Origin of the sequence: Rhodococcus sp. RS1C4 (assembly GCF_002258225.1) — a bacterium.
GTDB lineage: Bacteria > Actinomycetota > Actinomycetes > Mycobacteriales > Mycobacteriaceae > Rhodococcoides > Rhodococcoides fascians_E.
Genome location: NZ_NOXZ01000035.1, coordinates 39,901 through 66,363, shown reverse-complemented (window position 1 = coordinate 66,363; position 26,463 = coordinate 39,901). Strand labels below are relative to the sequence as shown.

At 63.2% G+C, this 26,463-nt stretch carries 29 protein-coding genes; 6 read left to right on the top strand and 23 right to left on the bottom strand.

Going from position 1 to position 26,463, the window contains the following annotated elements; translation table 11 throughout:
* Nucleotides 1–25: 25 nt before the first annotated feature.
* Genes CH289_RS18320 through CH289_RS18310 form a run of 3 tightly spaced genes read right to left on the bottom strand, consistent with a single transcriptional unit; the run spans nucleotide 26 to nucleotide 5,105 of the window.
* Nucleotides 26–1,192, bottom strand: a complete 1,167-nt coding sequence (locus CH289_RS18320) for an amidase (RefSeq protein WP_256977336.1) — start codon at nucleotides 1,190–1,192, stop codon at nucleotides 26–28.
* A gap of 17 nt (nucleotides 1,193–1,209) precedes the next feature.
* Complete coding sequence (locus tag CH289_RS18315) at nucleotides 1,210–3,027, bottom strand: hydantoinase B/oxoprolinase family protein (protein ID WP_094728338.1); 1,818 nt, start codon at nucleotides 3,025–3,027, stop codon at nucleotides 1,210–1,212.
* Entirely contained in the window at nucleotides 3,024–5,105 is a 2,082-nt protein-coding gene (locus CH289_RS18310) for a hydantoinase/oxoprolinase family protein (RefSeq protein ID WP_094713473.1), read from the bottom strand. Before CH289_RS18310 ends, CH289_RS18315 begins: the two co-directional genes overlap by 4 nt.
* 299 nt (nucleotides 5,106–5,404) lie before the next feature.
* Here CH289_RS18310 and CH289_RS18305 point away from each other — a divergent pair, with 299 nt between their 5' ends.
* Nucleotides 5,405–6,148, top strand: coding sequence for a FadR/GntR family transcriptional regulator (locus tag CH289_RS18305; protein WP_094728337.1), 744 nt, complete (start codon nucleotides 5,405–5,407; stop codon nucleotides 6,146–6,148).
* Between the two features lie 76 nt (nucleotides 6,149–6,224).
* On the opposite strand, the gene CH289_RS18300 is transcribed toward CH289_RS18305, so the two are convergent.
* From CH289_RS18300 to aztB, 5 genes are all read right to left on the bottom strand, one after another.
* Nucleotides 6,225–7,235 carry an AurF N-oxygenase family protein gene (locus CH289_RS18300; protein WP_196248666.1) on the bottom strand — a complete coding sequence of 337 codons (1,011 nt, stop codon included), beginning with the start codon at nucleotides 7,233–7,235 and terminating at the stop codon, nucleotides 6,225–6,227.
* Between the two features lie 197 nt (nucleotides 7,236–7,432).
* Nucleotides 7,433–8,671 (bottom strand): zinc metallochaperone AztD, encoded by a 1,239-nt coding sequence (aztD, locus tag CH289_RS18295; RefSeq protein WP_094728336.1) that lies wholly within the window; start codon nucleotides 8,669–8,671, stop codon nucleotides 7,433–7,435.
* 120 nt (nucleotides 8,672–8,791) lie between these two features.
* Nucleotides 8,792–9,682 (bottom strand): zinc ABC transporter substrate-binding protein AztC, encoded by an 891-nt coding sequence (gene aztC / locus CH289_RS18290; protein WP_020112981.1) that lies wholly within the window; start codon nucleotides 9,680–9,682, stop codon nucleotides 8,792–8,794.
* Nucleotides 9,679–10,899 (bottom strand): PQQ-binding-like beta-propeller repeat protein, encoded by a 1,221-nt coding sequence (locus tag CH289_RS18285; RefSeq protein WP_256977331.1) that lies wholly within the window; start codon nucleotides 10,897–10,899, stop codon nucleotides 9,679–9,681. Before CH289_RS18285 ends, aztC begins: the two co-directional genes overlap by 4 nt.
* Before the next feature lie 136 nt (nucleotides 10,900–11,035).
* Complete coding sequence (gene aztB / locus CH289_RS18280; protein ID WP_020112979.1) at nucleotides 11,036–11,905, bottom strand: zinc ABC transporter permease AztB; 870 nt, start codon at nucleotides 11,903–11,905, stop codon at nucleotides 11,036–11,038.
* A gap of 21 nt (nucleotides 11,906–11,926) precedes the next feature.
* Here aztB and aztA point away from each other — a divergent pair, with 21 nt between their 5' ends.
* Nucleotides 11,927–12,631, top strand: coding sequence for a zinc ABC transporter ATP-binding protein AztA (aztA, locus tag CH289_RS18275; RefSeq protein WP_019666732.1), 705 nt, complete (start codon nucleotides 11,927–11,929; stop codon nucleotides 12,629–12,631).
* Here the strand turns inward: aztA and CH289_RS18270 are convergent.
* The 3 genes from CH289_RS18270 to CH289_RS18260 all read right to left on the bottom strand — a co-directional run bounded on the left by CH289_RS18270 (nucleotide 12,563) and on the right by CH289_RS18260 (nucleotide 15,212).
* Nucleotides 12,563–13,186 (bottom strand): SanA/YdcF family protein, encoded by a 624-nt coding sequence (locus CH289_RS18270; protein WP_037159918.1) that lies wholly within the window; start codon nucleotides 13,184–13,186, stop codon nucleotides 12,563–12,565. The genes aztA and CH289_RS18270 overlap by 69 nt on opposite strands.
* 104 nt (nucleotides 13,187–13,290) lie before the next feature.
* Nucleotides 13,291–14,769: an FAD-dependent oxidoreductase gene (locus CH289_RS18265; protein ID WP_256977329.1), complete on the bottom strand. Its 1,479-nt coding sequence runs from the start codon at nucleotides 14,767–14,769 to the stop codon at nucleotides 13,291–13,293.
* Between the two features lie 53 nt (nucleotides 14,770–14,822).
* Nucleotides 14,823–15,212 carry a PPOX class F420-dependent oxidoreductase gene (locus CH289_RS18260; RefSeq protein ID WP_094728333.1) on the bottom strand — a complete coding sequence of 130 codons (390 nt, stop codon included), beginning with the start codon at nucleotides 15,210–15,212 and terminating at the stop codon, nucleotides 14,823–14,825.
* A gap of 142 nt (nucleotides 15,213–15,354) precedes the next feature.
* Between CH289_RS18260 and CH289_RS18255 the strand changes: the two genes are divergently transcribed.
* Nucleotides 15,355–16,980 carry a long-chain fatty acid--CoA ligase gene (locus tag CH289_RS18255; RefSeq protein WP_094728332.1) on the top strand — a complete coding sequence of 542 codons (1,626 nt, stop codon included), beginning with the start codon at nucleotides 15,355–15,357 and terminating at the stop codon, nucleotides 16,978–16,980.
* 131 nt (nucleotides 16,981–17,111) lie between these two features.
* On the opposite strand, the gene CH289_RS18250 is transcribed toward CH289_RS18255, so the two are convergent.
* Nucleotides 17,112–17,486, bottom strand: coding sequence for a hypothetical protein (locus tag CH289_RS18250; RefSeq protein ID WP_094728331.1), 375 nt, complete (start codon nucleotides 17,484–17,486; stop codon nucleotides 17,112–17,114).
* A 15-nt stretch (nucleotides 17,487–17,501) separates the two neighbouring features.
* Nucleotides 17,502–17,942 carry a DUF3558 family protein gene (locus tag CH289_RS18245; RefSeq protein ID WP_094728359.1) on the bottom strand — a complete coding sequence of 147 codons (441 nt, stop codon included), beginning with the start codon at nucleotides 17,940–17,942 and terminating at the stop codon, nucleotides 17,502–17,504.
* 251 nt (nucleotides 17,943–18,193) lie between these two features.
* On the opposite strand from CH289_RS18245, the gene CH289_RS18240 reads away from it, so the two are divergent.
* Together CH289_RS18240 and CH289_RS18235 are read left to right on the top strand one after the other, a co-directional pair.
* On the top strand, nucleotides 18,194–18,595 hold the full coding sequence (locus tag CH289_RS18240) for a hypothetical protein (protein WP_037105215.1): 402 nt from the start codon (nucleotides 18,194–18,196) through the stop codon (nucleotides 18,593–18,595).
* A gap of 48 nt (nucleotides 18,596–18,643) precedes the next feature.
* Nucleotides 18,644–19,693 carry an HNH endonuclease gene (locus tag CH289_RS18235; RefSeq protein WP_094728330.1) on the top strand — a complete coding sequence of 350 codons (1,050 nt, stop codon included), beginning with the start codon at nucleotides 18,644–18,646 and terminating at the stop codon, nucleotides 19,691–19,693.
* Between the two features lie 9 nt (nucleotides 19,694–19,702).
* Here CH289_RS18235 and CH289_RS18230 read toward each other — a convergent pair whose 3' ends face one another.
* From CH289_RS18230 to CH289_RS18210, 5 genes are all read right to left on the bottom strand, one after another.
* On the bottom strand, nucleotides 19,703–20,464 hold the full coding sequence (locus CH289_RS18230; protein ID WP_094654730.1) for a hypothetical protein: 762 nt from the start codon (nucleotides 20,462–20,464) through the stop codon (nucleotides 19,703–19,705).
* 61 nt (nucleotides 20,465–20,525) lie between these two features.
* Nucleotides 20,526–21,332, bottom strand: a complete 807-nt coding sequence (locus CH289_RS18225) for a hypothetical protein (protein WP_256977328.1) — start codon at nucleotides 21,330–21,332, stop codon at nucleotides 20,526–20,528.
* Nucleotides 21,295–22,362, bottom strand: a complete 1,068-nt coding sequence (locus CH289_RS18220; RefSeq protein ID WP_094728329.1) for a hypothetical protein — start codon at nucleotides 22,360–22,362, stop codon at nucleotides 21,295–21,297. Before CH289_RS18220 ends, CH289_RS18225 begins: the two co-directional genes overlap by 38 nt.
* Before the next feature lie 3 nt (nucleotides 22,363–22,365).
* Nucleotides 22,366–22,650 (bottom strand): hypothetical protein, encoded by a 285-nt coding sequence (locus tag CH289_RS18215; protein ID WP_020112966.1) that lies wholly within the window; start codon nucleotides 22,648–22,650, stop codon nucleotides 22,366–22,368.
* A complete protein-coding gene (locus tag CH289_RS18210; RefSeq protein WP_020112965.1) occupies nucleotides 22,647–22,844 on the bottom strand; it encodes an SAV_915 family protein in 198 nt (65 codons plus the stop codon). The genes CH289_RS18215 and CH289_RS18210 overlap by 4 nt, the downstream gene beginning before the upstream one ends.
* A gap of 178 nt (nucleotides 22,845–23,022) precedes the next feature.
* Between CH289_RS18210 and CH289_RS18205 the strand changes: the two genes are divergently transcribed.
* Complete coding sequence (locus CH289_RS18205) at nucleotides 23,023–23,316, top strand: hypothetical protein (RefSeq protein ID WP_037138797.1); 294 nt, start codon at nucleotides 23,023–23,025, stop codon at nucleotides 23,314–23,316.
* On the opposite strand, the gene CH289_RS18200 is transcribed toward CH289_RS18205, so the two are convergent.
* The 5 genes from CH289_RS18200 to CH289_RS28795 form a co-directional block, all read right to left on the bottom strand.
* On the bottom strand, nucleotides 23,298–23,855 hold the full coding sequence (locus CH289_RS18200; protein ID WP_094728328.1) for a dihydrofolate reductase family protein: 558 nt from the start codon (nucleotides 23,853–23,855) through the stop codon (nucleotides 23,298–23,300). The genes CH289_RS18205 and CH289_RS18200 overlap by 19 nt on opposite strands.
* 302 nt (nucleotides 23,856–24,157) lie before the next feature.
* A complete protein-coding gene (locus tag CH289_RS18195; RefSeq protein WP_094728327.1) occupies nucleotides 24,158–24,538 on the bottom strand; it encodes a hypothetical protein in 381 nt (126 codons plus the stop codon).
* Between the two features lie 8 nt (nucleotides 24,539–24,546).
* Nucleotides 24,547–24,987: a DUF3558 domain-containing protein gene (locus tag CH289_RS18190; protein WP_256977325.1), complete on the bottom strand. Its 441-nt coding sequence runs from the start codon at nucleotides 24,985–24,987 to the stop codon at nucleotides 24,547–24,549.
* Between the two features lie 406 nt (nucleotides 24,988–25,393).
* On the bottom strand, nucleotides 25,394–25,774 hold the full coding sequence (locus CH289_RS18185; protein WP_094728326.1) for a hypothetical protein: 381 nt from the start codon (nucleotides 25,772–25,774) through the stop codon (nucleotides 25,394–25,396).
* A gap of 9 nt (nucleotides 25,775–25,783) precedes the next feature.
* Entirely contained in the window at nucleotides 25,784–26,281 is a 498-nt protein-coding gene (locus CH289_RS28795) for a DUF3558 family protein (RefSeq protein WP_143545114.1), read from the bottom strand.
* Nucleotides 26,282–26,463 lie beyond the last annotated feature (182 nt).

Sequence of the window (26,463 nt, the reverse complement as noted above, 5' to 3'; positions counted from 1 at the left end):
AGTATCTACAACCATACGCTCCAGCTCACCCAGGTGAGTGGGTGTGCCAGTCCGTCGCCGCCTGATAGCGCGAACCCATGTCGAACAGCTGCTGTTCGTGGTGGGCGGCGGCGGTGAGCTGCATTCCCACCGGCATACCCGAGCCGGAGTGGAATCCGACGGGAACAGCAAGAGTGGGACCGTCGTGCAGTGACCAGGGGTAACTGAACTGACCCATCCGGCGAGACTGGGCGACGACGTCGTCTCCCCCGTCGATGCGGGGAACGTCCACCGGCATCGTGGGGGTGAGCACCACGTCCACGTCCGTGAACACCTTCTTCAGTCCGGTGCGATACTCCGTTCGACCGCGGACGGCGGCCGCCCGTTGGGCATCGGAGATGCTCAGCCCGAGGGAGATTCTTTCGAGTGTCGCGGGCTGGAACAGTTCCGGTTGTCGGTCCACGCGGGCTCGGTGCCGGTGCGCCAGGTCCGAGTAGACGATGGTGTAGACGATGTCCTGGGCGTCGGCGACGCCCGGGATCTCGATCGGCACGATGTCGTAGCCGAGGGTTCCCAGAACTCGGGTTGCAACGTGGACGGCGTCGGCGACACCGTTGTCGACGTCGTCGGTGAAGAACGTGGTGGGAACACCTATCCGCCGGGTTGTCGGTGCAGCCGATCCCGGGTGGTCGGCGAGGACGGTGAACAGCCGGGCAACACCGTCGACCGTCCGTGCCATCGGCCCGACGGTGTCGAACTCCTCGCTGACCGGGAACACACCGTCGTTGCTGATCGCTCCCCAGGTCGGCCGGAGTCCGACGACACCGCACGCCGACGCCGGCAACCGGACCGAACCTCCGGTGTCGGTTCCCAGCGATGCGTCGACGAGTCCCGCGGATACAGCGGATCCCGATCCCCCGCTGGAGCCACCGGGTACCCGGCTCGTGTCCCACGGATTTCGAGGGACGGCGGCCGCGGTGTTCTGCGAGGTGACGCCGACCGCGAACTCGGCCATGTTCAGCTTCGCAGTGATCCGAGCACCCGCGTCGAGCAGTCGAGCGACGACCTCCGCGTCGCGATTCGCCACGTGCCCGTCGAAGAATCTCGATGCGCACGTGGTGGCCACACCGTCGACGTCGATGTTGTCCTTGACGCCGATTCTCATCCCGGCCACGGGGCCGGTGCCTGACCCGGCGCGGTCACACCAGGTGATGACCGCGCCGAGATCGGTCAGGCCGCGCTCCCGGCGCGCAGGCCCGCAGTTGCTTCCTCGTCGACGGTCCAGTTCTCGGTGTTCACGACCACACCGTAGTCACGTCGCGCGTCTTCCTCGGTCAGGTACTCGTCCCACACGTCGCTGAGCACTTGGAACGGGTCACGCTCGAAGGGATTTCCGAAACCGCCGCCCGACGGAAGTTTGATCTCGAGGGTGTCGCCGGCCCGGATGGTTTCCTGAGTGACCTTGGAGTACAGCACTTCCTCGCGATCGGTCCCGGCGTTGCGGGTGAAGGATCCGGACACACCGTTGTGCCCGCCCAGCGCGCCGGCCGGGGCGTCGGAGCGATTGTCTGCTTCCGAGCCGAGGAACGTGTCGGTCTCCATGAGCCACTTGCGTACGCTGCCGATGCCGCCGCGCCACCGCCCGGGAGCGGGGGCCTCGTCACGCAGTTCGTATCGCAGGGCTCGCATCGCGTGATTGAGCTCGAGTTCCTCGATCGGATTGTTTCGGGTGTTGGCCATCAACGCGTCGACGGCATCCATCCCGTCCTTGCCGTTCCGGCCGCCGTAGGATCCCTCGTTGATTTCGATGTAGACCCAATAGGATTCGCCGTCCGGCGCGATCCCGGAGTACGCGATCGCACACAGCGCGGCGGACGAACCGGCGACGGCGTGATCGGGAAGTACTGATGCAAGCGCCAGGTTGATCGAGTCGAACACTCGATTGACCTGGGAGAAGCGAGCGAAGCACGAGGCCGGGAAGTCCGGATTGAAGATGGTTCCCTCGGGTGCGTATGCCTTGACGGGACGGAAGCACCCGTCGTTCTGCGGCACGAATTCCTCGGTGACGTCCTCGTCGAGCAGAATCGTGCGGATGGCCGAGACAGCCACGGGTAGAACGGAACCCTCGAACGGGACGTTGAACGCCGTCGGCACCTGACTGTTGGACCCGGTGAGATCGATGAGGATGTCCTCGCCGTCGACCTGGACTCGCACGGCCACCGCAAGCGGTTCACCGCGGTTCTTGCCGTCGTCGTCGAGGTAGCCGATGGGCGCGGAGTAGCTGCCGTCGGGTATCTCCCGAATCTTGTTGCGCAGCATCTTCTCCGAGTAGTCCATCCACCGCTCACCGGCACTCATGACGGTGTCGAGGCCGTACTTCTCCAGTAGCTCGGTGAATCGCTTCTCCCCGATCCGCGAACAGGCGATGAGGGCTTCGAGGTCGCCGCGGTTCTGCTCCGGCGTGCGCACGTTGTCGAGGATGTGCTGGATCAGGTAGTCGTTGCGAACTCCGGCCTCGTAGATCTTCATGGAGTCCATGAGTTTGCCTTCGGCCCAGACGTCGACGACATCCATGCACAGTCCCGGGAAGTTTCCCCCGACATCCGATACGTGACCTGTGCAGCCGGCGAAGCCGATGTGCTCGCCCTGCCAGAAGATGGGGATGATCACGCCGTAGTCCGGCGAGTGCGCCGCCCCGTGGTACGGATGATTGTGCAGGATGACATCGCCCGGCTTGTACGTTCCCGCGAGCCGACGGTTGACGCCGCGAATGTAGGCGGGAATCGAACCGCAGTGCATGGGTGTGGAATCCGATTCGCAGAGCTCTCGTCCGTTGACGTCGAAGATGCCCGCGCCGAGGTCCTCGGACTCGCGGATGAGGCTCGAATACGCCATTCGGTAGAGGACCTGCGCCATTTCCTTGGCCATGGACTGCAGTGCACCACCGATGACACGCAACGTGATCGGGTCGACCTCGACGTCGTTCCACGTTCGTGTCGCCTCACCGGCGAGTGACACTCCGGTCTTGGGCATCAGCGCCTTGCTCATGCGGATTTCCTCTCGATGATGATGTGGCCGACGGCGTCGACTTCTGCGCGCTGATTCATACCGACGATGGTGGTCGAGTCGAACTGTTCGACGATGGCGGGCCCGTCGAACGTGTTGCCGGCGAGCAGCAGCGATCGCTCGTAGACCGGCGTCTCCACCCACTCGGGTTTGGCTGTCTCGTCGGCCCAGAAGAGAGCCTGCGTCGTGGTCTTGATCGCGGCCGACGCGTCGGCGCCGCCTTTCTCGATGTCGGCGATGCGGACGTGAGGAACCGCGCCGACGCCGGTGACCCTGATGTTGATGAGTTGCACAGGCTTGTCGTCGAAGCGTTGTGAGTAGGTACGGCCGTGGGCTTCGTGGAACGCCTCGGCGGTGGTCTTGATCCACACGTCGTCGATGGCGCCGTCGGGTGCCTGGACGCGAAGTTCGTAACCCTGGCCGACGTACCGACAGTCGACGCTACGTTCGAGCGAGATGTTCTCGGCGGCAACGCCGTCGGCTTCGAGCTGCGCGATCGCCTGTTGGGACAACCGTTCCATCTGCGACGCGACCAGTTCGATGTCCGGGTCGGCCGACGACGTCCACACCGTCGTGGGCACCTCGTAACGGATGTCGGTGGTCAGGAGCCCGACGGCCGAGGTGATGCCGGGGTGGCCCGGCACGATCACGCGAGGGATACCGAGTTGGTCGGCGATCTGCCATGCGAACAGAGGCCCGGCGCCGCCCTCGGCGATCAGCGAGAAGTCGCGTGGGTCATACCCTTTGCGCACGGAGTGCAGGCTGATGGCCTCGGTCATCGAGTGCGCCAGAATCTTGAAGATGCCCATTGCCGCTTCGTCGAGCGGGGTGCCGAGCTTGTCCGCGATGTGGGACTGAATGGCCTCACGGGCGAGTTCGGGCTTCACTTCCATGGTGCCGGAGAGGAAACTGTTCTCGCGCAGCCAGCCCATCGACACCATGGCGTCGGTCGAGGTGGGTTCGGTGCCGCCGCGGTCGTAACAGGCAGGACCCGGCACGGCTCCCGCACTGCGCGGCCCGACGCGGAACATGCCACCGTCGTCGACGACAGCGATGGATCCACCACCGGCACCGATGGTGTCGACCTCGGCCATCGGCACCATGGCGTGGTAGTCACCGATGCGGGTGTCGAGCAGGTGTTTCATGCGCAGTGCACCGTCGGGTGCCACGCCGACGTCGGCGGAGGTGCCACCGACGTCGAGGGTGATGACGCTCGGATATCCCGACGCCTTGCCGATTGCGCATCCGCCGAGCAGACCGGCGATGACACCACTTGTCAGCAGCGACACCGGGATCTCGCTCGCGCTGCGCGATGTCACGAGGCCGCCCGCGGAGGTCATCAGGTGAACGTCCTCGCCGACCTGGGCATCCCGCGCCTTGCCTGCCAGGTTCGCGATGTACTTGGAGGTCTTCGGGCCGATGAATGCGTTCAGCGCAGCCGTCGAAAAGCGCTCGTACTCGCGGTATTGCGGTGCGACCTCGCTGGAGAGGGAGACGAACACATCGGGGAATTCCTCGGCGATGATCGCCTTGACGCGTTGCTCGTGCGTCGGGTTGCGGTAGGAGTGCAGGAACGCGACAGCGATCGCCTGCACTCCGCGCTGCTTCAGCAGGCGCACCTGCTCGCGTACGGCGTCCTCGTCGAGCGGAGTCAGGACGGTGCCCGCGGCATCGATGCGTTCCGGTACGACGCGCCGGTTACGGCGCGGCACCAATTGCCACTTCTGCCACGGAAGGTCCTGGTAGTTCGAGTAATTGAGCGGGCGCTTCTTGCGGGCGATGTGGAGAAGGTCGCGGAAACCTTCGGTGGTGATCATGCCGACGTCGCATCCGTTGTGCTCGAGCACGATGTTCGTCGCCACCGTCGTACCGTGGAAGAACATGTCGATCTCCGACGGATCGATCTCCGCTCGTTCGGCGAGAACGGCGATGCCGTCCATGGTGCCGATGGAGGGATCGTGATTGGTCGACGGCGTCTTGTGCACCACGACGGTGCCGTCGTCGTCCCACAGCACGAGGTCGGTGAACGTTCCTCCGACATCGACTCCAATTCGTTTCATCAAAGCTTCCGTTTCTGCCGGCGCCCACTGTGGAGCGGAGAGGTGCTGAGTAGGCTCTTTCGACCCTGCAAGTGTCGTGGATCACTGATGCAAGGTGACACGAGTCATAGTGCCTGCCGATCCCGGCGAACGCAATACCTCTGATGTTTCTGCTTTACAGAGACTCCGGCGAGCACCTCCCACCGGTTCGGCCAGGGCATGTCACTGCAAAAGAACCGATGATTCGCCCAGCTGGTCCGCGTTCCAGAGGTTAGGCTCATCGGCAACCGGACTCTGCTACCGGACTGTGTGACCGAACTATGCGACGAACGGACAGTGAGGACCTCGACGTGACCGATACGGTGCCGAAAAGCGGACCTGCGTATGCAGTCCTGGCCACGCATTTGCGTGAGCGCATCCTGTCGGGAGAACTTCAACCAGGTCAACGGCTGCCCGGGGATGCCGAGCTGACCGCAGAGTTCGGGGTCGGCAGGAGCACCATTCGCGAAGCACTCAGGTCTTTGGCCAGCCAGAATCTCATTCAGACGACGCGCGGAGTCACCGGCGGCAGCTTCGTCTCGGCCCCCACCGTCGGGCACATCAGTGCCCACCTGGAAACGGGCGTCGCCTTGATGGCAGCCGCGGAGACCGTGACCGTGGATCAGCTGATGGAGGTGCGCAACCTTATGGAGGTGCCGGCCGCGGGAATCGCCGCGTTCCGTCGCACCGACGAGCACATCGCGCAGCTACGCGAGACGATCTTCGACCCCACCGACGCCCAGGGTCCGGAAACGTTCACCAAGAATCAGGAGTTCCACCTGGTCCTGCTCCGCGCGGCCCAGAACCCGCTGCTCGAGTTGATCACTGCACCCGTCTTCCGGGTGTTGTCGGGCAGGTTCGGCCGCGACCACGCCCCGGACGGCTTCTGGACGTGCGTCGACCACGACCATCGCGCGATTCCCGACGTCGTCGCCGACGGCGATTCCATGGGCGCGATGGACCTGATGCGAAAGCACCTCGACCACCTGGGGGATTCCTACCGCCAGATGGACACTCTGCGGTAATCATCTGCTGATTGCGCGAGTGGGCGTGTGGCGAGCTCGAGCAAAACTCTGATATTTCGTCGCGATACGCGGTGGCTCAGTCGAGTGCGGAACGGTCCGGCTCGCCGCGGAATCGGGAGACCGAGCCGTCGATGCGGAGCTTCTTCCACAGGTACTTGGCCGTGCGGTTGGTCATGCCGATCTCGTCGACCAGCATTCGGACGTCGCCGAAGTAGGACTGCAGTTGGTTGCTGCCCACCGGGCCACCCCAGTACGCCTCTTTGACGACCGAACGTGGAATGTCCAGGTCTGCGGCCAGTCTGCGCGGCGGCGCCATGATCACGCCGGCAAGCCAGCGCATGATGATCGGCGTCGACACCGAGACGAGCCACTTGTTGATTCTGCCGAGGTTCGGGTAGTGCTGACGGAGGAAGTGGTGCGCGAACGAGATGTGGCGCGCTTCCTCGGCGATGTGAATCTCCATGGTGCGCAACATCGCCGGGGGAACATCCTTGCCCTGCCGGATGACTTCCTTCTGCCAGTGGTCGATCGGCTCTTCGCCCGCGAGGATTCCGATGAAGAACACGACGGGAAACGCCGCGCCCAACATGCCCATCGTCGGTGAAGCGAGGCGGAAGTCGGTGCGCATTCCCGGCACGTCGGCCCCGGATCGGTTGACCAACTCCTGGAACATCTGAATGTGGTTGCACTCCTCGGTGATCTCGTGGAGGCAGTACCGAAACTCGAGCGAGTTGTTCGGCATCTTCATGATGAACTGCATCATTCCGCGGATGAGGATGCTCTCGAACGCGGCACCGACCTTGACCGAGTTGATCTGGATGTGGTGTCCGACCTCGATCTGCCGTCCGCGCGGAAGTTGCTGGTACCACGCAGTCCCGCCGAGCGGATGGTAGTTCGGCAGTATCCACCGCGGATCGTGCGAGAACATCTGGAACTCTTCGCTGTCCCAGTCGATGTCTCGGTAGGGGTCGAAGTTCCGGCGCACCGAACCTTCGGACAGGACGTCGAGCATCTCGCGGTACGTCTCGACCGGAAGCCTGGTAGACCCGCCTGCACGTGACGTGCTCTTGCCGGTAACTGTAACCATGCGATCCTCTTCCCGTCCGTCACCGGCGATACGCCTGGTGGCAGCCCATCCACTCGGAAACAATCATGCTTGCTGGTAACCAAAGTTACACACACTTCGTCCGGATGGGAAGGGTCCTTCGACAACGAACAAGCCCGGTGTCGGTGATTTATCACCGACACCGGGCATGGTTCGTCCGATGTTGCGCCTGCAAGGATCTAGCCGGTCACACCCGTCAGCTCGTTGGGTGTGTGGGCGAGCTCGCCCGTCTGGGTGACCTCACCCGTGGACAGGTCCACGGCGTGGACCGAGTTCTTTGCCGGGTCCGAAACGAAGGCGGTTCCCTCGTGGACGAACAACGCCGGGCGCGGCTCCTGCCATTTGACCGGCTCTTCCCACGCGTCGACGACGGGGATGGTCTGCGTGACGGACTTGCTGTTCACATCGATGACGTGGAGCGCACCGTCGGTGCCGAGTACGATCGCTTCGCCTGCCGGTCCGCGTCCGAGCGAGCGGAAGGTGTAGCTGGTTCCGAGATCGACGAGCGTGAGTTCACCACTCACGGTGTCGGTCAGCGAAACACGAGTCGGACGCTCGAGCTCAGCGTCGGGATCGACCTTGTAGTCGCCGAGCAGGACCGGTGAGTCCTCGTCGCCGGCCTGGTTGCCGATGCGGCCGTATACATCCGGGCTCTGGACCTTGGTGATCGCACCGTCACGGTAGATGAGCAGCCCGTCCTGGCACCCGACCACGACGGTCTCGTCGGCTGCAACAGCCTCACCGTGCACACCGGGGCAGTCTTCGTTGCGGACGATTTCCTTGCGGTCGGCGTCCAGGACGACGATGCCGGTGCGCTCGTCCTCGTTACCGAGGGTGGTGAGCAATGCGCCATCCGAGAGTTCCACCGCGACACCGTGATGCGCCTCGGGCGTGGTGTAGGTGTCGGTCTCGGGCTTCTCACCCTCGAGCAGCGCAGCGGATTCGAAGATCTCGACCTTGCCGGTACCGTCGTCGAACAGAACGGTCTTGCCGTCGTGCCGGACGACGTGTCCGGGTGTGGTGGCGTCGAACTTGACGTCGGTGAGCGCCGGCGTCGACGTGAAGTGTTCCGAACCCGAGGTCCAGGTACCGGCATCGAGCGCAGTGAAAGCACCTGAGCCACTGACGAAGACGTGACGGCCGTCGCCGGCGGGGTTGAGCCGCGTGAAGCCGTCGATACCAGTGACGTCGTCGACGGTCTCGAGAGTGGCAGCGTCGAGGACCAGGACGCCGCCGTCGTAGCTGACCGTCAAGCGCGGCGTCGCAGCGGAATTGGACACGGGGGCAGCTGCCGCCGAGCCTTCGCTGGTTGCACTGTCGGTCGAATCGGAAGAAGAGGAGCAGGCTGCCAACAAGGCAACCGAGGTGCCCAGCGCAACTACGGCGCCGAGCGATCGAGTGGTGCGGTTGTTCATCATGTTCCAAAGAAGTACAGGTACATGCAAATGATTGTCAAAGCCTATAGTGCGCACAAATGCATGTGTGACAAGCACTTTCACCTGCGTGTGCGCACCGTGGCACGCACACGCAGGCGTGGGTCAGCGCAGTCCCGCAGCGATGGCGGTCGAGTTGAAGTCCATCATGTCGAGATACGTCGGTGCATCCGAGTTCTCGTCCCCCAGCGACTCGGTGAACAGCTTCACGACGTCGACGTCGACTCCTGCTTCCGACGCCATGACCTGCGCCAGCCTGTCGGGCTGGGACGAATCGACGAAGATGGTGGGCACGCCCGCGTCGCGCACGGTACCCGCGAGATCCGACAGATCGGACGCACTCGGAGACGCCAGCGTCGTGCCGCTCGGGATGACTGCACCGATGACCTCGAAGTCGTAACGGTCTGCGAGATAACCGAACACGTGGTGGTTCGTCACCAACTTGCGATTGACGATCGGCGCGAACCGCTCCTGCATGCGCCCGTCCAACTCGACGAGCTGGGCGTCGTAGTCCTGTGCGGCAGCCTCGACGTCCACACCGTCCAGCGACTCGGTCACCGCATCCTTGATCAGCCCGACAGCCGTGCGCATACGCTCCGGATCCGTCCAGATGTGGGGATCCGCGGCGCCCGACGACTGCCCGGAGACGTAGTCGATGGGGTCGACGCCGGGGCCGACCTCGAGAATGTCGGTGCCGTTCGCCCGTGCTGCGTCGATCGTCTTGGCGACGCCTTCCTCCAGCCCGAGCCCGTTGGCGATCAGCAGATCCGCCGATTCCACCCGCGCAGCCTCCGCTGCGGAGATCTCGAACGAATGCGGATCCGAGTTGGGCGGCATGAGTACCAGCACGTCGGCCTGGTCTCCGACGATGCTGGAGGTGATGTCGCCCAGAATGTTGGTGGTCACCACGATCGTCGGTGTGCCCGACGAGTCCGCACCCGAGCAGCCCGCCAGAATCAGCGCGGCCGGGAGGACCGCCAGCAGAAGCTTTTTCATGCGCCGATCACACCGATCGATGCGGGCGTGAAGTCGAAGTCGAAGGTTCGCGCGACGCGACCGCCGTCGCGGTAGTCGATTTCGGTGACTGTCCTGGCCACGGGATCGGAGACGTAGGCGCGGGTACCGCCGACCTGAAGTTCGGGTGCGTCGCCGTCGTCGGCCGTCGGTCGAACCACGGGCGTGGACGACGTTTCGGCGCCGGTCACCGCGTCGAACACACGGAACGTACCGTCCGCCTGCACGGAGAACACGGTCTTGCCGTCGCTGGACACTCCCGCCGACAGCGCCTCGTCGGCGGTCCTGGCCTGCACCCACTCCCCTGACCTCGTGTCGAGTACGAGCACCCCGGTCTCCGTCGGTGCGGCAACGAGTGCCCCCCGCGAACCATGAGCGAACGACCATGCCCGAGCGTCGGGCGTCGGGTACGGGAACTTCGTCGTCGCGAAGTCCGCCGATGCATCCACCTTCAGCACACCGTCCTCGCAGGCGACGACGAAGTAGTTGGAGAACACCGCTTCCCCGTGCATCTCCGGGCACGCAGCGTCCAGCGGACGGACGACGTCACCCGAGCTGTCACGCAATTCGAGACCCGTCGGCAGGTCCTCCTCCGTCCCACCGGTGGAGACCACGAAGTGATCGGACAGCGGAACCGCGATGCCGTGATGAGCGTTGGACTCGATCGTCGTCGCAACCGTCGACTCGGCCTTGCTCAACGAATCGAAGTCGACGACATCCGCACGCCCGGCGCCGTCGAAGAACACCGACACCTTCCGGTCACCGGCGATGACATGCGCGGGCTCGGCGCCGTCGAGCGAGCCGATGTCGACGGGATCCTTGATATACGAATGCGTGTGGTCACCGTGGTCGATCGTCCACGAGCCGGGATCGAGCAGATGCGCATGCTCGTCGTCGGTCGCGACGGCATAGCGACCGTTGATGGTCGTGATGCTCGACGCGTTTCCGACATCGAACGTGTGAACGGACTCCTCGGTGGCGAGATCGAGAACCTCGATGCGCCCGGAGTCGGCGTCGGCGACAACGAGCCGAGGCTCCGGACCCTCGACCTCGGTCGACCCAGCCTCCGCAGCCAGGTCACTACCCGCCCGAGCAGTGCCGGTTTCCTCCACAACAGGTGCAGCATCATCGCTGCTACCGCACCCCGCAGCAGTCAGAGCAACAATGCCAATGGTCAGAACGGTTTTACGGGCGAACACAGAACTCCTCGCGGGCAGAAATGATAACGATTGTCGTTTATGTTAAACCATTCCCCAAGCCGACCCCATAGCGCCCCGTTTCGCACCCCCGGTCCGAGCGAACGTGGCGTTCAGTCACTCTGAGTGATCGAACGGTTCATTCGGTCCGCGAAAGTGCGCCCTCGGACACGTTCGGGATTTCCGAGGGACGGGTGCGCGAGAGTGCGGATTTGCCCATGGCGACGAGGAAGAATTGGAGTACGGCCAGGCCGGCGATGGTGGCGCCGGCGGCGGTGTTGGCGTGCCAGGAGACGAGGAGCCCGGTGATGGTGGCGGACCAGCCGAGGAGGGTGGCGATGATCATCGACTGCACGATGGATCGCCCGAAGAGGTAGGCCGTGGCGGAGGGTGCGACGAGTAGGCCGAAGACGAGGAGTGTTCCGACGATTCGGAAGGATGCGACGACGGCCAGGACGACCAGGGCCAGGAGTACGACGTGTGCGAGGCGGGGCCGGAATCCGAAGGTGTGGGCTTTGCGTTCGTCGAAGACCATGGCGACGAAGGGGCGGTAGGCGACGACGGAGACGACGAGTGCGACGGCGGCTGCGATGACGAGGAACACCAGGTCCGCGTAGGTGGCGGAGAGGACGTCGCCGAAGAGGAAGGATGTCAGGTCGACGGCGAAGGATCTCGCGCGGGAGACGATCACCACGCCGAGTGCGAGCATGCCGACGAAGAGCAGTCCGATTCCGGTGTCCTCGGACAGTCGGGAGTTGCGGGAGACCCAGGCGACGCCGCCGATCATGACGACGGCACTCACTGCCGCTCCGATGAGCAGGTTCGCGCTGAGGAGGTACGCGATCGCGACGCCGGGCAGCATTCCGTGCGACACGGCATCGCTCAGGAATGCCATGCCGCGCAACACGACCCATGTTCCGACGAGCGCGCACAGTATCGATACGAGCATGCCTGCCCAGAGGGCGCGCTGCACGAACGAGACAGCGAAGGGGTCGAGTAGCCAGTCCACGGCCTGGAACCCTATGCGATAATGGTTGTCGTGAGCGAATCCGTGTCTGTTCGATCCCTGACCGTCCGGTACGGCAACACCGTTGCCCTCCACGACGTCAGTGCGTCGTTCGAGCCGGGCACCGTCACCGCTCTCGTCGGTCACAACGGTTCCGGCAAATCGACCGTGTTGCAATCTCTTGCAGGCATCGTCGAGCCCGCGTCGGGTGCGGTCGACATTCGACACCGACGTATCAGTTACGTTCCGCAGCGCAGTGACGTCAACGATCGGATGGCTGTCACCGTCGGCGAGGTCGTTGCGATGGGGACGTGGCCACGTCGCGGAATCCTCGGTCGGGCCAGTGCCGCGGATCGCCGTGCCGTCGACGAGGCCATCGATCGATTGAAACTGACCGATCTCCGGTCGCGACGGTTGGCGGAGTTGTCCGGTGGGCAGCGTCAGCGGGCGCTGCTGGCGCAGGCGCTCGTCGAGCATGGAGATCTGGTTCTTCTGGACGAGCCGACGACGGGTCTCGACGCGGAGGCCCGCGAGATCATCAACAGCGTCGTCGACGACGAGGCGGCCCGCGGCGCCGTGGTGGTCATGGCCACTCACGACGCCGGCGATGCGGATCGCGCGGATGTCACCATCACTCTCGGGCGCGGGGAGATTTTGTCGTCAACGCGTCGTGACCGTCAATTCGTCGGTGGCGGGGCTCACGACGGCAGGCTCGCGTCCGGACAGTAGGTCCAGCACGGCTTTGGGCCGTGCGAGCCACTCGCGACCGAAGTTGCGTAGCACCGCGAGTCGGTTGCATTCGCATTCTGCGTCCACCCCGTCGACGTCGATGCCTGCGTCCCGGCACAGCGCGACAGCTCTGGACACGTGCAAGCCTTGACTGACGACGAGTGCCTTCTCGACCCCGAAGGTCGTCGCGGCGCGCCAGCAAGTGTCGTAGGTGTCGAGGCCGTAGTCGTCGCCGACAATCCTGTCGGACGGGATTCCGGCGTCGACGAGATATTCGGTCATGGCAGCGATTTCGTTGCCGGACCGACCGTTCGCATCACCGGAGACCAGAACCGCGCGGGCTCGACCGGACTCGAACAGCGACACAGCAGCGTCGAGCCGACCTTCCAGGTACTTCATCGGCTTGCCGTCGCGCACCTGGGATCCGAGGACGATGACCACCGGCGCGGCGGGTGCGTCGGCGGCGTCGTGCACCCGCCCGAAGGACACGGTCGCCACCCATGCCGCAGACGCGAGGACAACGGCGAGCACGCCGACGACGAGGCCGACCGCCACGCGCCACAACTTCTTTCTCAACGAACTCCCGATCTCCGCCCGACGCTACCGGGCGTCACCGTACCGGCCGAGATTGAGGGATCTCTGAGGCAGTCGTCCGCTGTTCAGAGCAGGGCCAGCGCGGCGTCGATCGGCGCACGGTCGCCGAGAGGCGAGATGGCGCCGACGTAGCCGTCGGGCCGCACGAGAACGACACCGTCGGGTGTTTTGAGCCCGTACCGCTGCGCGATCTTGCGCTCGGGATCGTCGACGACGACGGGAGTCGTGCCGGGCACCGACATCGAGGGGGTGCCGGCGACCAGCAGATGGTCGTTCGGATGCTCCCGATGTGCCCGAGCGAGGCTGTGCCACAACTCGGTTCCGGCGACCGACGGCGCCGCGTCGCCAGGTGCCACATGTCCGTGCACGCCTTGCCGGACGATCGGGCTGCCGTGGTAGGCGACGGTGAATTCCTCCATCTCGTCGGCGATCCGGTGCTGTGCGAACTTGGTTCCCGCCACGACACGCAGCACCTTGTTGCGCACGGTCCGAACGACTTTGGATTCGACGGTGGCAGCGGTGGTCAAGGTCGTCGTCTCGGCGATGACGTGGGCGGCGACGGGATGCCGCTCGTCGTGGTAGCTGTCGAGAAGCAGTTCCGACGCGTTCCCTCTCGTCGCCGCTGCGAGTTTCCAGCCGAGGTTGAATGCGTCCTGCATCCCGGTGTTCATGCCCTGCCCGCCCGCGGGACTGTGCACGTGGGCGGCGTCGCCGGCGAGGAAGACCCTGCCGGTCCGGTACCTCGGCACCTGCGCGTGATGGATCTCGAACGTCGTCAGCCACCGGGGCGAGCGCAGGTGCACGCCGAGCCCTCGCTGAGTGCACAGGCGCTGCAACCAATCCAACGACGGCGCCCGCCCGGATTCGGATGCGTCGATCGCTGCGATGACGCGGACGCGGTCGCCGACCATCGGAAACAGCATCGCCGGGCCCGACCCGGCGGACGCGAAGATGTGCATCGCGCTCGTGTCGAACGGGTAGGTGGCGTCGACGTCGCCCATCAGGAAGCGCTCGCCCACGAACGAGCCTTGCAGCTTCAGGCCGAGGTGATGACGAACGGTGCTCGACGCCCCGTCACATCCAACGAGGTATCGGCACGTCACGGTGTCGCTTCCGACAGTTGCCCGCACCCCGTTGTCGTCCTGGACGAAGTCGGTCAGCTCTTCCCCGCGCTGGATCTCTACCCCCAGGTCGAGCAGCCGCCTCGTCAGGACGGCTTCGGTTTCCGTCTGTGCCGTGGTCACCGTGAACGGGTAGGCGCTGTCGACGGTGTCCAGCGGAATCTGCGCCAACAACTTTCCGTCGGCGTGGAAATGCACTCCCACTGTCGTGCGTCCCGATGCCACGATGTCGTCGACGACGCCCAGTGCATCCATCATTTCCAGGCTTCGAGAATGTACGACGACGGCGCGGGATTCATCGGTGGGTTCGGTGCGCCGGTCGACGACGCGCACTCGTGTGCCGCGGCGAGCGAGGTCGACGGCGAGAACCAGCCCGACTGGGCCGGCTCCCACCACCAGGACGTCGGTATCGAAGATCGTCATGCTGGAGATGGTGTCTCGAAACCAGTCCCGTGCGCGACGAGTTCGGTGAGAATTCACCCGCCGTCGATGGCAAGAATCACCCGGGGCTTGCGTCCACGCGCGACCACCCGCTCGATCAGCATCACGATCCGAAATTCGACGCCGTACTTCTGTCGAATCAACTCGGTCGCACGGCGCGCGGACTCGTCGGTGACGATGCGCGCGGTACCGGTGTGCGCGACGGCGTCGTCGGGCACCTTTCCTCGCCGGTTGCACGGGCGCAGTTCGACGCGTCCCGAGTTCCTGATTCGTTTGACCTTGCCGCTGTCGGTCGGGGTGAGCACGATCAGTTCGTCCCCGTCGCGGCCGATCCACACCGGCGTCGAGACCGGCTCGCCGGATCTGCGGAACGTGGTGAGCGAGACGAACGGCTGGTCACCGAGCGCGAGGAACGAAGCGGTCATGGATGCCAACGTACGCGCTGATCGGTTCGTTGCTGCCGGCTCGAGTCCCTGCCGATTCTGCGGGCGCACTGGGCGGTAGTCCGTATTGTGCAAGTGTGACGCGCAGCACACAGCGCACGGAATGATTGGGAGTGGAACGTTCATGAAGAGCACCATGCAGGACACCCCGTTGTCGATCGGCCAGCTCGTTCGGTTCGGGACGTCGATTCACCCGGCAGCGGAGGTCACGACCTGGAGCGAGCACGGTCCGTCGACCGTCACGTTCGAGCATCTGGGCAAGCGGGCGGCGCAGCTCGCTCATGGGCTCCGGTCGATCGGGATCGACGACGACCAGAGGGTCGCCACGTTCATGTGGAACAACGCGCCTCACATGGAGGCGTACATGGCCGTTCCCGCGATGGGCGCGGTGCTGCACACGCTGAACATTCGTCTCTTCCCCGAGCAGCTCACCTACATCGTGAACCACGCCGAGGACCAGGTGATCATCGCCGACGCCAGCCTCCTGCCGCTTCTGACGCCTTTGCTTCCGACGATGCCGACGGTGCGTCACCTCGTCGTCGTCGGCGTCGATCCTGCTGATGTCGACGCACCCGACGGGATCGAAGTGCTCGCCTACGAGCCCCTCCTCGAAGGCCGCCCGGAGGAGTTCGACTGGCCGGAGCTCGACGAACGATCGGCTGCGGCAATGTGTTACACGTCCGGAACCACCGGTGATCCGAAGGGGGTGGTGTATTCGCACCGTTCCATCTGGCTGCATTCCATGCAGGCGTGCATGTCCGACGCGATGGGCCTCGCTCAGTCGGACAAGGTGCTGGCGATCGTGCCGATGTTCCACGCGATGTCGTGGGGGTTGCCGTACGCCGCATTGATGGTCGGGGCGTCGTTGATCATGCCGGACAGGTTTCTGCAGCCCGCTCCCCTTGCCGAGATGATGTCGACGTTGCGTCCGACGGCTGCTGCTGCCGTCCCGACGATCTGGCAGGCACTGCTTGTTCATCTCGACGAGCATCCGGCCGACCTGTCGAGCCTGCGAGATGTCCTCGTCGGCGGAAGTGCCTGCCCGCCTTCGCTGATGCGCGCCTTCCACGAGAAGTACGGGATTCACATCACGCAGGCGTGGGGCATGACGGAGACCTCGCCCGTCGGCACCTCGGGACGACCCGATGTCGGACTGTCGGCGGATGAAGAATTCGATCTCCGTTGCACGCAGGGGCGTTTCATCGCTGCGGTTCGCGCTCGCCTCGTCGACGACAGCGGAAAGGAACTACCCTGGGACGGCAAGCAGGTCGGCGAACTGGAGGTGCGGGGGCCGTGGATCACCGGCAGTTACTACCGCAACGACGCGCACGACAAGTTCGACGACGGCTGGCTCCGGACAGGCGATGTCGGCACCATCTCCCCCGGCGGTTACCTGACGCTGACGGACAGATCCAAGGACATCATCAAGTCCGGTGGCGAATGGATCTCGTCGGTGGAACTGGAGAACCACGTCATGGAGCATCCGGCCGTGCGCGAGGCCGCGGTCATCGGAGTCCCCGACCAGAAGTGGGACGAGCGTCCTCTGGTCGCCGTCGTGGTACGCGACGGCGAAAAAGTCGCGGCCGAGGAGTTGCGTAACTTCCTCGATGGCCGAGTTGCTCACTGGCAGTTGCCCGAACGCTGGACCTTCATCGACGAAGTTCCCAAGACCAGCGTCGGCAAGTACGACAAGAAGCGTCTGCGAAGCTCCCACGCCGACGGCGCTTTGAACGTCATCGAATTGAGCTGAACCTTTTCACCGCACTTTCTCCGGAGCGAACGGGCCGTTCGGTCAGTCTGACTGACTGAACACCACTTTCGCTCGAAGCTGGTCGCGGGTGCAGGCGACGAAGGTGTCGACTGAGGTTCGAGGGTCCGCAGCTACCGCGGACCCTCGAAGCTCGACGCAGTCTCTTCGTCCCGAGCAACGGTGTCGGTGAAGAACTTCTTGAACACCGCCTGCATCTGGCGGACGACCTCGATATGGCCCTGCAGAACATCGACCATGTTGTTCTCCCCTCCCACAGCTTTCTGCGAAAACACCTGCGCGATCTGTTTGCCCATATCGAAATCACCCCAGCCGGTGACATCGCCGAGTTGTTTGGCTGTGAACTGGTGCTCTCGAAGTCGATCGATGTAGGCGTCACACGACGAGCTGCATGCACGCGCCGCTTCGTGGTTGAGGTACAGATGCCCGTTGTCGGCGGCCTCCGCGAGGGACTGCCAATACGTCAGAGGCTCGGCGTCGTTGCTCATCTTTGGTCCTGTTCACTAAGCGCTTGGTAGCGCAACTTTCAGATCATCGATGTGACGGTGCAGTATCGGGCAAGGATCCACACCATCACCAACATGCATGTAATCGACCGAGAAAACGACTATCCCCGACGGGAGATCGACAGCCAGATTGCAGTCGGTGATCGAGCGCGCAACGTCGGTCTTGTACTGGAATGCATCTCGTCCGTCCAATTCGGTATCGAGTCCTTCGAGATTCCCAGAGTCGTTGCGAGCCTCCTCGACAGTGCGATTCGGCGAGGACTTCACAACCAAGAAGTATGGCGCATCGTGACCTCTGGGTTTGAACGAGCAAATATCCCAGTCCGGCACGACGATGTCCCGACCCCAACCCACCTTTCGGAAGTCCGGATCCAAGCCGGTATCCCCGATCTGCTCAGGGGTGAAAGTGCACGGATCCCACCGAGTCGGCTCGGCCACCGCCTGCGGCGAGACCTCCCTCGCACACCCCCCAAGCAGGGCAGACGCCGCAATCACGGCCACAATCCATCTGCGCACACGGTCCCCCTCCGTCGAGTACGGCTACCAGATTAGACGCACTGCTTCCTTGATCGGTTCCACTTCGTCCGACAGCTGTAACGGACCTGACAGCAAAACCGACCAACTGTGTCGTACCCGTCTGGCACAGTGCACAGCACTTGACCCACCCTGCCTCTCGAGAAGAGAAACCCATGAACAATCAGTTCCATAACAGCCCCAACTACGGCACCATCAACATCCACCAGACCACTCACGTCGGCTACGTCGTTCCGCAGCGGTCCTGGCCTCGTCGCCATCCGATTCTGACGGCGATTCTGGTGCTGTTCGGCATCGGTTTCATCGGTGCCAATCCGTGGATTCTGATTGTCGTGGCTGCGGTGTGGATCGGCATCAAGGTCTACCGGAATCAGGAAGCGAAGAAGCTCGCCGCGCGTCAGGAACAGCAGCGTCTGATCGACAGCGCGAACGCCCAGAACCAGGCCTACCTCAACGGCCACCAGTTCGGCACGCACGGGCACTTCCCCACCCAGCCGTTCCAGCCGGGCCAGTACCCCGCCCCTCAGCCCAATCAGCCCTACCCATTCCAGGGTTGAGCTGTCGCGGCGGACGGAAGTGGCTGACTACGAGGTAGGTTCGGCACTATGACGGTTCCTTCCTTCGACACCATTGCGTTCGTTCAGCGTTTGGTCGAGTTGGTGGATACCGGTCGGCGTGAATCGACGTACAAGCTCGCGACGCTCACGGCGTTGATCGACGTGTGCGTCGAGAACGAAGCTGCGCATAACGGAACGCTCGCAGTCCCTGTCCAAGAATTGGCGCACCGCATCATTGCCTATTACTGGCCACAGGTACGGGCGTACGACGAACGGATTGTCCTCAGTCAGAACAAGTCTTCCGGCCGGACTATCCCGGTGCTGGTCGCTCGGTACAAAGCCTCGACCGCGTTCACCACGGCCGAGGCTGCGCGGGAAGTCGAGGACGAGCATTACGTCGCGCTTGTCCGCGACGTGGAGCTCACGGTCGCTCGGCAACCGTTGACGCACTTTCACACTCCGGCCGGCCGCAACAATGACTTTGCGAACGACGATTTCGTGTTCGACGCGCGCGGGTTTCACAAGAAGATGAGCAGGACGCACCTCGTGGAACGCGGTCATGTCGTTCTACGGAGCGGGGTCCCCCGCGCGCTTCGCGACACATCAGTTCTGCTCCGATCGTTCGTGAAGAACGCGTGGGTGGCCGATGTCGTTGGTATGAACAAAGTTTCGCTGGACGTCGAGGCGATCGACGGGTTCTTGTTCGGCACGTCGCGGGAAGCACTGACCACACTGAACGGCCCTTTGCGTGACCTCCAAGACAACCGCTGCTTCTACTGCGACAGCAAGCTCGGGCCCGGAGCACATATAGACCATGTGCTCCCGTGGTCGCGAATTCCCATCGACGGCGTCGCGAATCTCGTCGCAGCGGATTCTGCCTGCAACCTCGCCAAGTCGGCGAGCGTACCCGTTCGCGCACATGTAGATCGAGCGCTGCGCCGACCACGATCGGATCTGCTCGCCATCGCGGACAGGACCCGCGTGCCGCTTCTTCACGATCGAACGCGGTCTGCCGCGGAGGGCGTTTACGCTTCGCTGCCCGCCGGCGTTCCCCTCTGGATTCGGTCTCGTGAGTATGAACCGTTCGTACCTGTCTGATTCGAGCGCTCAGACCCGGCGATCCAATTGCTCGACGGCGTCGCGGAGTTGGGCGCCGATGCGGTCGGTGGTCTCGTCGAACATGTCCCGAGCGGCGTTGAGGTGTAGCGAGCCCAGTTCATCGCCTTCTCGGGTTTCGTATTCGTTGTCGTCGGGGGTGCCGTGGTGCTCGATCCAGCGGACTTTCTGAAGTTCTCGGTCGATTTCGACGAGCCCGTCGAGGTAGGACCGTAAAGCCGTGAGTCGGGCGATCAGTGTTCGCTGACGATCCGCCAAAGCGTCACTTCGCTCTTGGTAGATCTTCTGCACTTCGGCGTCGTCGGCAAGGTGGTTTGTCGGTTTGGGGCCGAGCCGCACGAATGCGGCTTCGAGCTTGCCTGCACTCCAAGCGACCGAAGTCACCTCCGAGACCAAGTCGATGCGGACGATGCGGTGGGCGGTGTCAAGCGACGTCCACGCGCTCAAAGCCGAAATCTCGGCTGCGAGTACGACCACCGCGTGGACTACCTTGCCGCGGGTGGCCGACCGGAGAGCAAGCAACTCGGCGTGCTCGGCCCCGAGGTGATCGACACCGCGACCTCGATCGACGATCTTGCGAACTTTCTCCCGTCGCGGGGAACTCGGATCCGTTACCGCCGATCCACGCCATGCCTTCACTGCCTCGCGCACAAGGTCAGGTTGTTTCGCGGCAGCCGTGGCGTCGAGACCGACCAAGGTGTCGTCGATGGCGCGAATGTCTGCCGACCGTCTATCGAACGGGTTCCACCTCATCGTCGCAAGGTACCTCAGGACTCGGACACTCGTCGCGCTCGTGGCGTGCCCCGCCCACTGTTCACGGCGTTATGGACGCCAGTCGCTGCGCCGCAGCATCGGTCCCGAGCTCGAACCGCATCTTGGGATTTTGCAGATAGAAGGCGATCCATGCCTGCAGGACTACTGGGTGGACGTCGAAACGCCGGCAGTCGAGATCCATCGTTATGATCGGTCGTTTCTCGATTCGCCAGAACCACGCGGTATCTCGTTTGTATCCCGAAAGAACAATGTCCGGTTTGAGCGATACACACTGGTGGGTGATAGTGACCCACCCTTGTGACGTCATCGAAATGCGGTCTTCTATCCGTACGGTGTGCAGGGAGTCCCACGATGCCCTCATGTCGAACGACCATCCTCGGTGTCGTACTCCGTCGGCATCCAGTTCCACCCACCCGTTGCGGACCGAACGCCATGCCAAGGCCCCGTAGAAGGTAAGGAACAGCGGAGTCAGAAACCACAGGCTAAGCCACATCAAGAGCGCGAACGCGCCGATGAGAGCGCTTCTCCAGAACAATCCCCACCGCTCGTACCGGATGGTGGAGCCGTGGACGCGGTGTAGTACAGCCGGTCCGACCTTCGACGAGTTCTGGTTGAACCACGGGCTGGTAGTACCTAGGACAAGGCAAAGCGCAGCGGTCAGGGCGAATTGGGCTGCATCTCGGCCATCACCCGACGAAATCGACAGTGCGCCGTATACGAGAAGTGCAGCAGCCGACAAGCCCACGGCACTGGACACAATCATTTTTGTTCGCGGTTTCCGTTTGTAGACAAACGGTTGCACGGTGGAATCAGAAGAGGGCGTCCCACGCTCCGGTTGCCAGTTCACCGATCGACCTTCCTGTCTCCGCCAATGCCTCTTCGCCACCTGTAATCGCCTGATCGACACTTCCAATTCCTGTCTCGTACATCGAATCAACGGCACCAGATGCGTAGATTCCGGCGATTGCGCCTGCCGCTGCACCCGTCAGCGTCCCGAGTACAGGGACCGGAATGAAAGAACCGATCACCGCGCCGGCAGCAGCCGAAGCAGCGATGCCGGCGCCAGCGGAGACGATTGCCTGATCGGCCGGTTTCCCGTTGTGGATGTCCCATGCGACGCCGGCAACAGCGAGAGCGCCGCCGATACGCCCCGAAAGTTTGTCGGCGGTTTTGGTGAGGTCTTCTGCTGCCTCGGTCAGCACTGCCGCTCGCGCCGCAGTGGTACGCGCGTAATCCACGTCTCGATAGATCACCGATGACGGGGTTCCTTCGGACGCGTTGCGTGCCAGGTCGAAATATTTGGTCGACTCCGCATCCAGCCAAGCTGCTTTGTTCTTCATCGCCCACGTCTGGACGTCGACGACAGACATCGCGGCCGCGTCGACCACTTCGGTTGCCAGAAAGAACCAATCGACATAGGGGTTGGTCCAGACTCCAACGAGCGCTTCTGCTGCTTCACGCTCGACCGAGCGAGACTCCTCGGCAGCTCTGGTCGCCTGACCGTACGCGGCAGACAGGTCCCCCGACAGCGGATCGTCGATCGCGTCGCTGCTGATCGTCAGGCCGGCTGCTGCGGCATTACGGCGCGCATCCGCCATCATGGACTGCGCTTTCTGCAAGCCGGCCGCGAAATTGTCGATCTGCTGGGCGTGATCACGAGCCGCCACAGCGATCTTCTCCGCGCCTTCGGCGGCTCGAGTCAGCTTCGGCATCGCCGCGTCGGAGGCAGGGCCGTCCCAGGCGCCGTCGATTCGGTTGCGCGCGGCGAACACCTTGTCTGCCGCATCGTCCAGGACGGGCGCTAGCTGTTCACGCAGCCAGCGAGCAACCTGCCGAACCGATTCCGGGTCACCGTCGATGTGGGTGTCTATGCTCATGTTCTATTCCGCCCATGCCGCGACGTTGATTTCGTCGGCTGCGACGATGTCCTGCTCGGCGTACCTGGTGGCGCACTCGTTCAGAGTCACGTTCAGGCCTGCTAGTCCCGAGACCAGCTCACCGGCGGAGGCAACGAAGTTGCTCAGAATACCGAGTATCGCAGCGGTGCCCACACCGCCGTCGACGGCACCGGGAATCGACGGTGCGACCTCGTCGACTCTCGTCGCAGCGTCCCGCACGTACCCCGCCTGCAGACGAATTTCCTCGTGATCGACGACGATGCTCATGATGCACGCGCCTTATCCGGCACGACGACGTCGAGCAGCACCAGATCGAAGTGGGCGACTTCTTCGATCGCAGGCAGAAAGGTGATCGGAACCACGATCCACGGCTGGTCCCTGCCCATGCACGTGTGCAAACGATCGAGTGCCGAGTAGACCAGAAGCGCAGACCTGCCGTCGCGCGTGTCATTGATCAACACACGTGCATCCGACGGGTCCGAAACTTGTTCTGCGCACGGCACATACAACACCGGTGGATAATCTGACGGAATTTTCACGAAACGTCCTCCCCTGCTCCGGTGTGAAAACCGGTCCTACAGATTCAGACGCAACGAGTTGTGAATCGGTTCCACTGTCCGACGGATACCATCGGTGGGTATGGAACCTCAGAGTTACTCGTCCGGCGAGCGAGTGTTCGGGCCACCCCGCGGGACGTTCGACGCGGACTGGGCCGCCACCGCCCTTCGATCGAACGTGCCGGGTCTGGACTTCGCGGCGTCGGTTCGGGTGATGGAGTATGCGTGGGAGCTAGTGCAGTCGCGTGACCTGCGCGGAGCCACGCTCGCCGACGCACTGAGTGACTCGACTGCCGTGAGTGTCGATTCCGACCTCGCTCGCGCAGCCGCGGCGGTGGCAACCGAAATTGCGGAGTTCTACCTCGACAGAGACTGATCGGCCAGGACATACCGCGACGCGACGACGCCGTGACTGAACTCCTCCCGCCCGACGAGCTCGAGTTCGACGCGCTCCGCCAGCCCGGCGAACAGGGTCGGCCCTCGACCGACCACAACAGGGTGAACGACGAACTCGTATTCGTCGATCAGTCCCATGTCGGCGAGTGCGAGTGGCAGTTGCACCCCGCCGGTGAAGATGCCGTTACCCGGCTCGTTCTTGAGTCGCCGGACGGTTTCCTCGATGTCACCGTCGACTATCTCAGCGTTCCAGTCCACCGATGCCAGCGTGCTCGTGACGACGTACTTTCTGCTTTCGCTGATGCTCTGCGCAAACGGCGCTGTCCACTCCGGCATGTCGGGTGAGGGTCGTCTCCACGCCGATTCCATCATTTCGTACGTCGTCCTCCCGAACAGCAATGCATCAGCACGAGCGATGCTCTGCGCCGCGTGCAGGTGCAAATCCTCGGATGGGCGTGCAAAGTTGTGGTCGACACAGCCGTCGAGCGAGATATTGATGGAGTACCGCAGCGGACGCATTCGATCAATCTACTGGCTGGCACGCCCGCACTGCCGCGCTATCGCTTTCACTCGTGCCAGGACCGGGCGGTCGTTCTCGATCTGGGGTGAAACCCCGCGACAAGGGCACCGGTGATCGGTCGCGGACGCCATTCAATGCTCTATTCAACCCTGATCCGACAGATGTTGGGCAGACCGTCTCTCGCACACGTTGTAGCTTTTCGCACACGTTGCATCCTGTGCGAGGAGCTGGAGGATGTGCGGGAACGCAGAACAGCAGACGCGGGGGGCAAGTTTGTCGCGGCGTCTGCCCACCACCCCCGCTACCTGGGCCCCTCGACTTGAATCCCTGCGGCGTTTGCCTCGTCCACGTCACTTGTCGAAGTGAAGAACTTGTTGAAGACAACCTTCATTTCCTCGACGACGTCGATATGACTCTGCAACACGTCGACCATGTTGTTCTCTCCGCCTACAGCCTTTTTGGCGAAGATGTCCTGCAGTTGAAGGCCCATGTCGAAGTCACCCCAACCGCTGACGGCGGCAAGGTCGGTAGCTTTCCGCTGATGGTGTTTGAGCTTGCGCAGGTATTCATCACACGCTGTGGAACATGCCATCGCGGCTTCCGGATTTAGGTAGAGCTGCCCGTTGTCCGCTGCAGCGGCGAGCGCGCTCCAGTAGGTCGACGAATTACGCGGATCTGCCATTTGAACTCCTACTTCACTGCTGCTGGAACCGCGCTGAGTAGATCTCGTACGTGGCGGAGCACTATTTCGCACGGGTCGACACCGTCGTCGGTTTGATAAAGCGCCGCGAACACCACGACTCCGCCGGCCACATCGAGTGCGATTCGGCAGTCCCTGATCGCGAAGCCGACCTCGGTCTTGTACTCGTACGCATCACGACCGTCGATCTCTAGATCGCGACCCTCCAAATTTCCGGGATTTGCACGAGCTTCGAGGATTGTGTGGTCCACGGAAGACAACACACTTAAGGCGTAGGCAGCGTCCGAGCCCCGCGGCATGAACTCACACCTCGCCCAATCCGGAACCTCGATCCCCTTGCCCCACCCCTCATCGCGATATTCCGGATCCAAGCCCGTTGCGGCGATTGCTTCCGGCGTGATGCTGCACGGATTCCAACGTTCAGCAGCCACGGGACTGCCCTCGACACTCCCACTGCATCCGGCAAGCAAGGCCAACAAAGCCACCAGCGTCGCTATTCGTATACGCACCCGACCCCCTCGATCACGTCGATCAACAGGTTAGACGCAACGTCCATCGAAACGGTTCCAGTTCGACTCCACGCACCGCGACGACCGACCGATCAAACAGGTGTTCCACCTCCCCGATCTGCTCGCCAGCGACTGTTATACGAACCGGTTCTTCCCCCAGGCAACCCTGTCGATGGAGACGGGAGGCCGAACAGTCGAGACAGATCATCTCTCGCACACGTTGCAGCTTCTCGCACACGTTGCATCCTGTGCGAGGAACTGGAAGGTGTGCGGGAACGCAGAACGGCCGACGCGTGGAGACCAAGCTGCGTTTCCGTGCCGTCTGCCGCTACTTAGGCCCCTCGACTTGAATGCCTCCGGCGTTTGCCTCGTCCACGTCATTTGTCGAAGTGAAGAACTTGTTGAAGACAACCTTCATTTCCTCGACGACGTCGATATGACTCTGCAACACGTCGACCATGTTGTTCTCGCCCCCTACAGCCTTTTTGGCGAAGATGTCCTGCAGTTGAAGGCCCATGTCGAAGTCACCCCATCCGCTGATACTGACCAAGCTGCGCGCCTGCCGCTGATGCTGCTGAAGCTTGTGAATGTATTCATCACACGCGCGAGAGCACGCTTCAGCGGCTTCGGAATTCGTGTACAGATCGCCCACCTCAGCCGCCACCGCGAGTACCTGCCAGTAAGTCGCCGGTCCGCTTGGGTCTGCCATACAAGTCTCCTAACGATGTGCGGCGGGAATAGCCGCCTCCAGGTCACGCGCGTGGGTAAGGACGATCTCGCACGCATCGACACCGTCGGCCTTCTCATACAGGGTGGTGAACAACACGACACCCGGCGATGTATCAACGACAATGTTGCAATCCCGAATAGCCGCTCCGAACTCGGTTACATACAGGTACGCGTCACGTCCGGCTAATTCAAGATCCCGACCTTCGCTGTTAGCAGGCTTCGTGCGGGCTTCATCCACCGTGTGGTCAACTGACGACATCACGGTCAACGCGTACGCGGCATCAAGACCACCCCGAGGCATGAACTCGCACCTATCCCAGTCCGGGACTTCGATGCCCTTTGCCCACCCCTCGACGCGATATTCCGGATCCAAGCCCGTTACGGCGATTGCTTCTGGCGTGATGCTGCACGGATTCCAACGTTCAGCAGCCACGGGACTGCCCTCGACACCCCCACCGCATCCGGCAAGCAGACCCAACAAAGCCATCGATGCCGCTATCCGTGTACGCACCCGACCCCCTCGATCACGTCGATCAACAGATTAGACGCAGCGACCATCGAAATGGTTCCAGTCGGGCTCCACCAACAGGCCAGGTGTCACGCACTCAACGACTAATTCGCCGACGGTGGTTTCACGAGCCGGCTCTGCCCTCGAGCCACCCCCTGTCA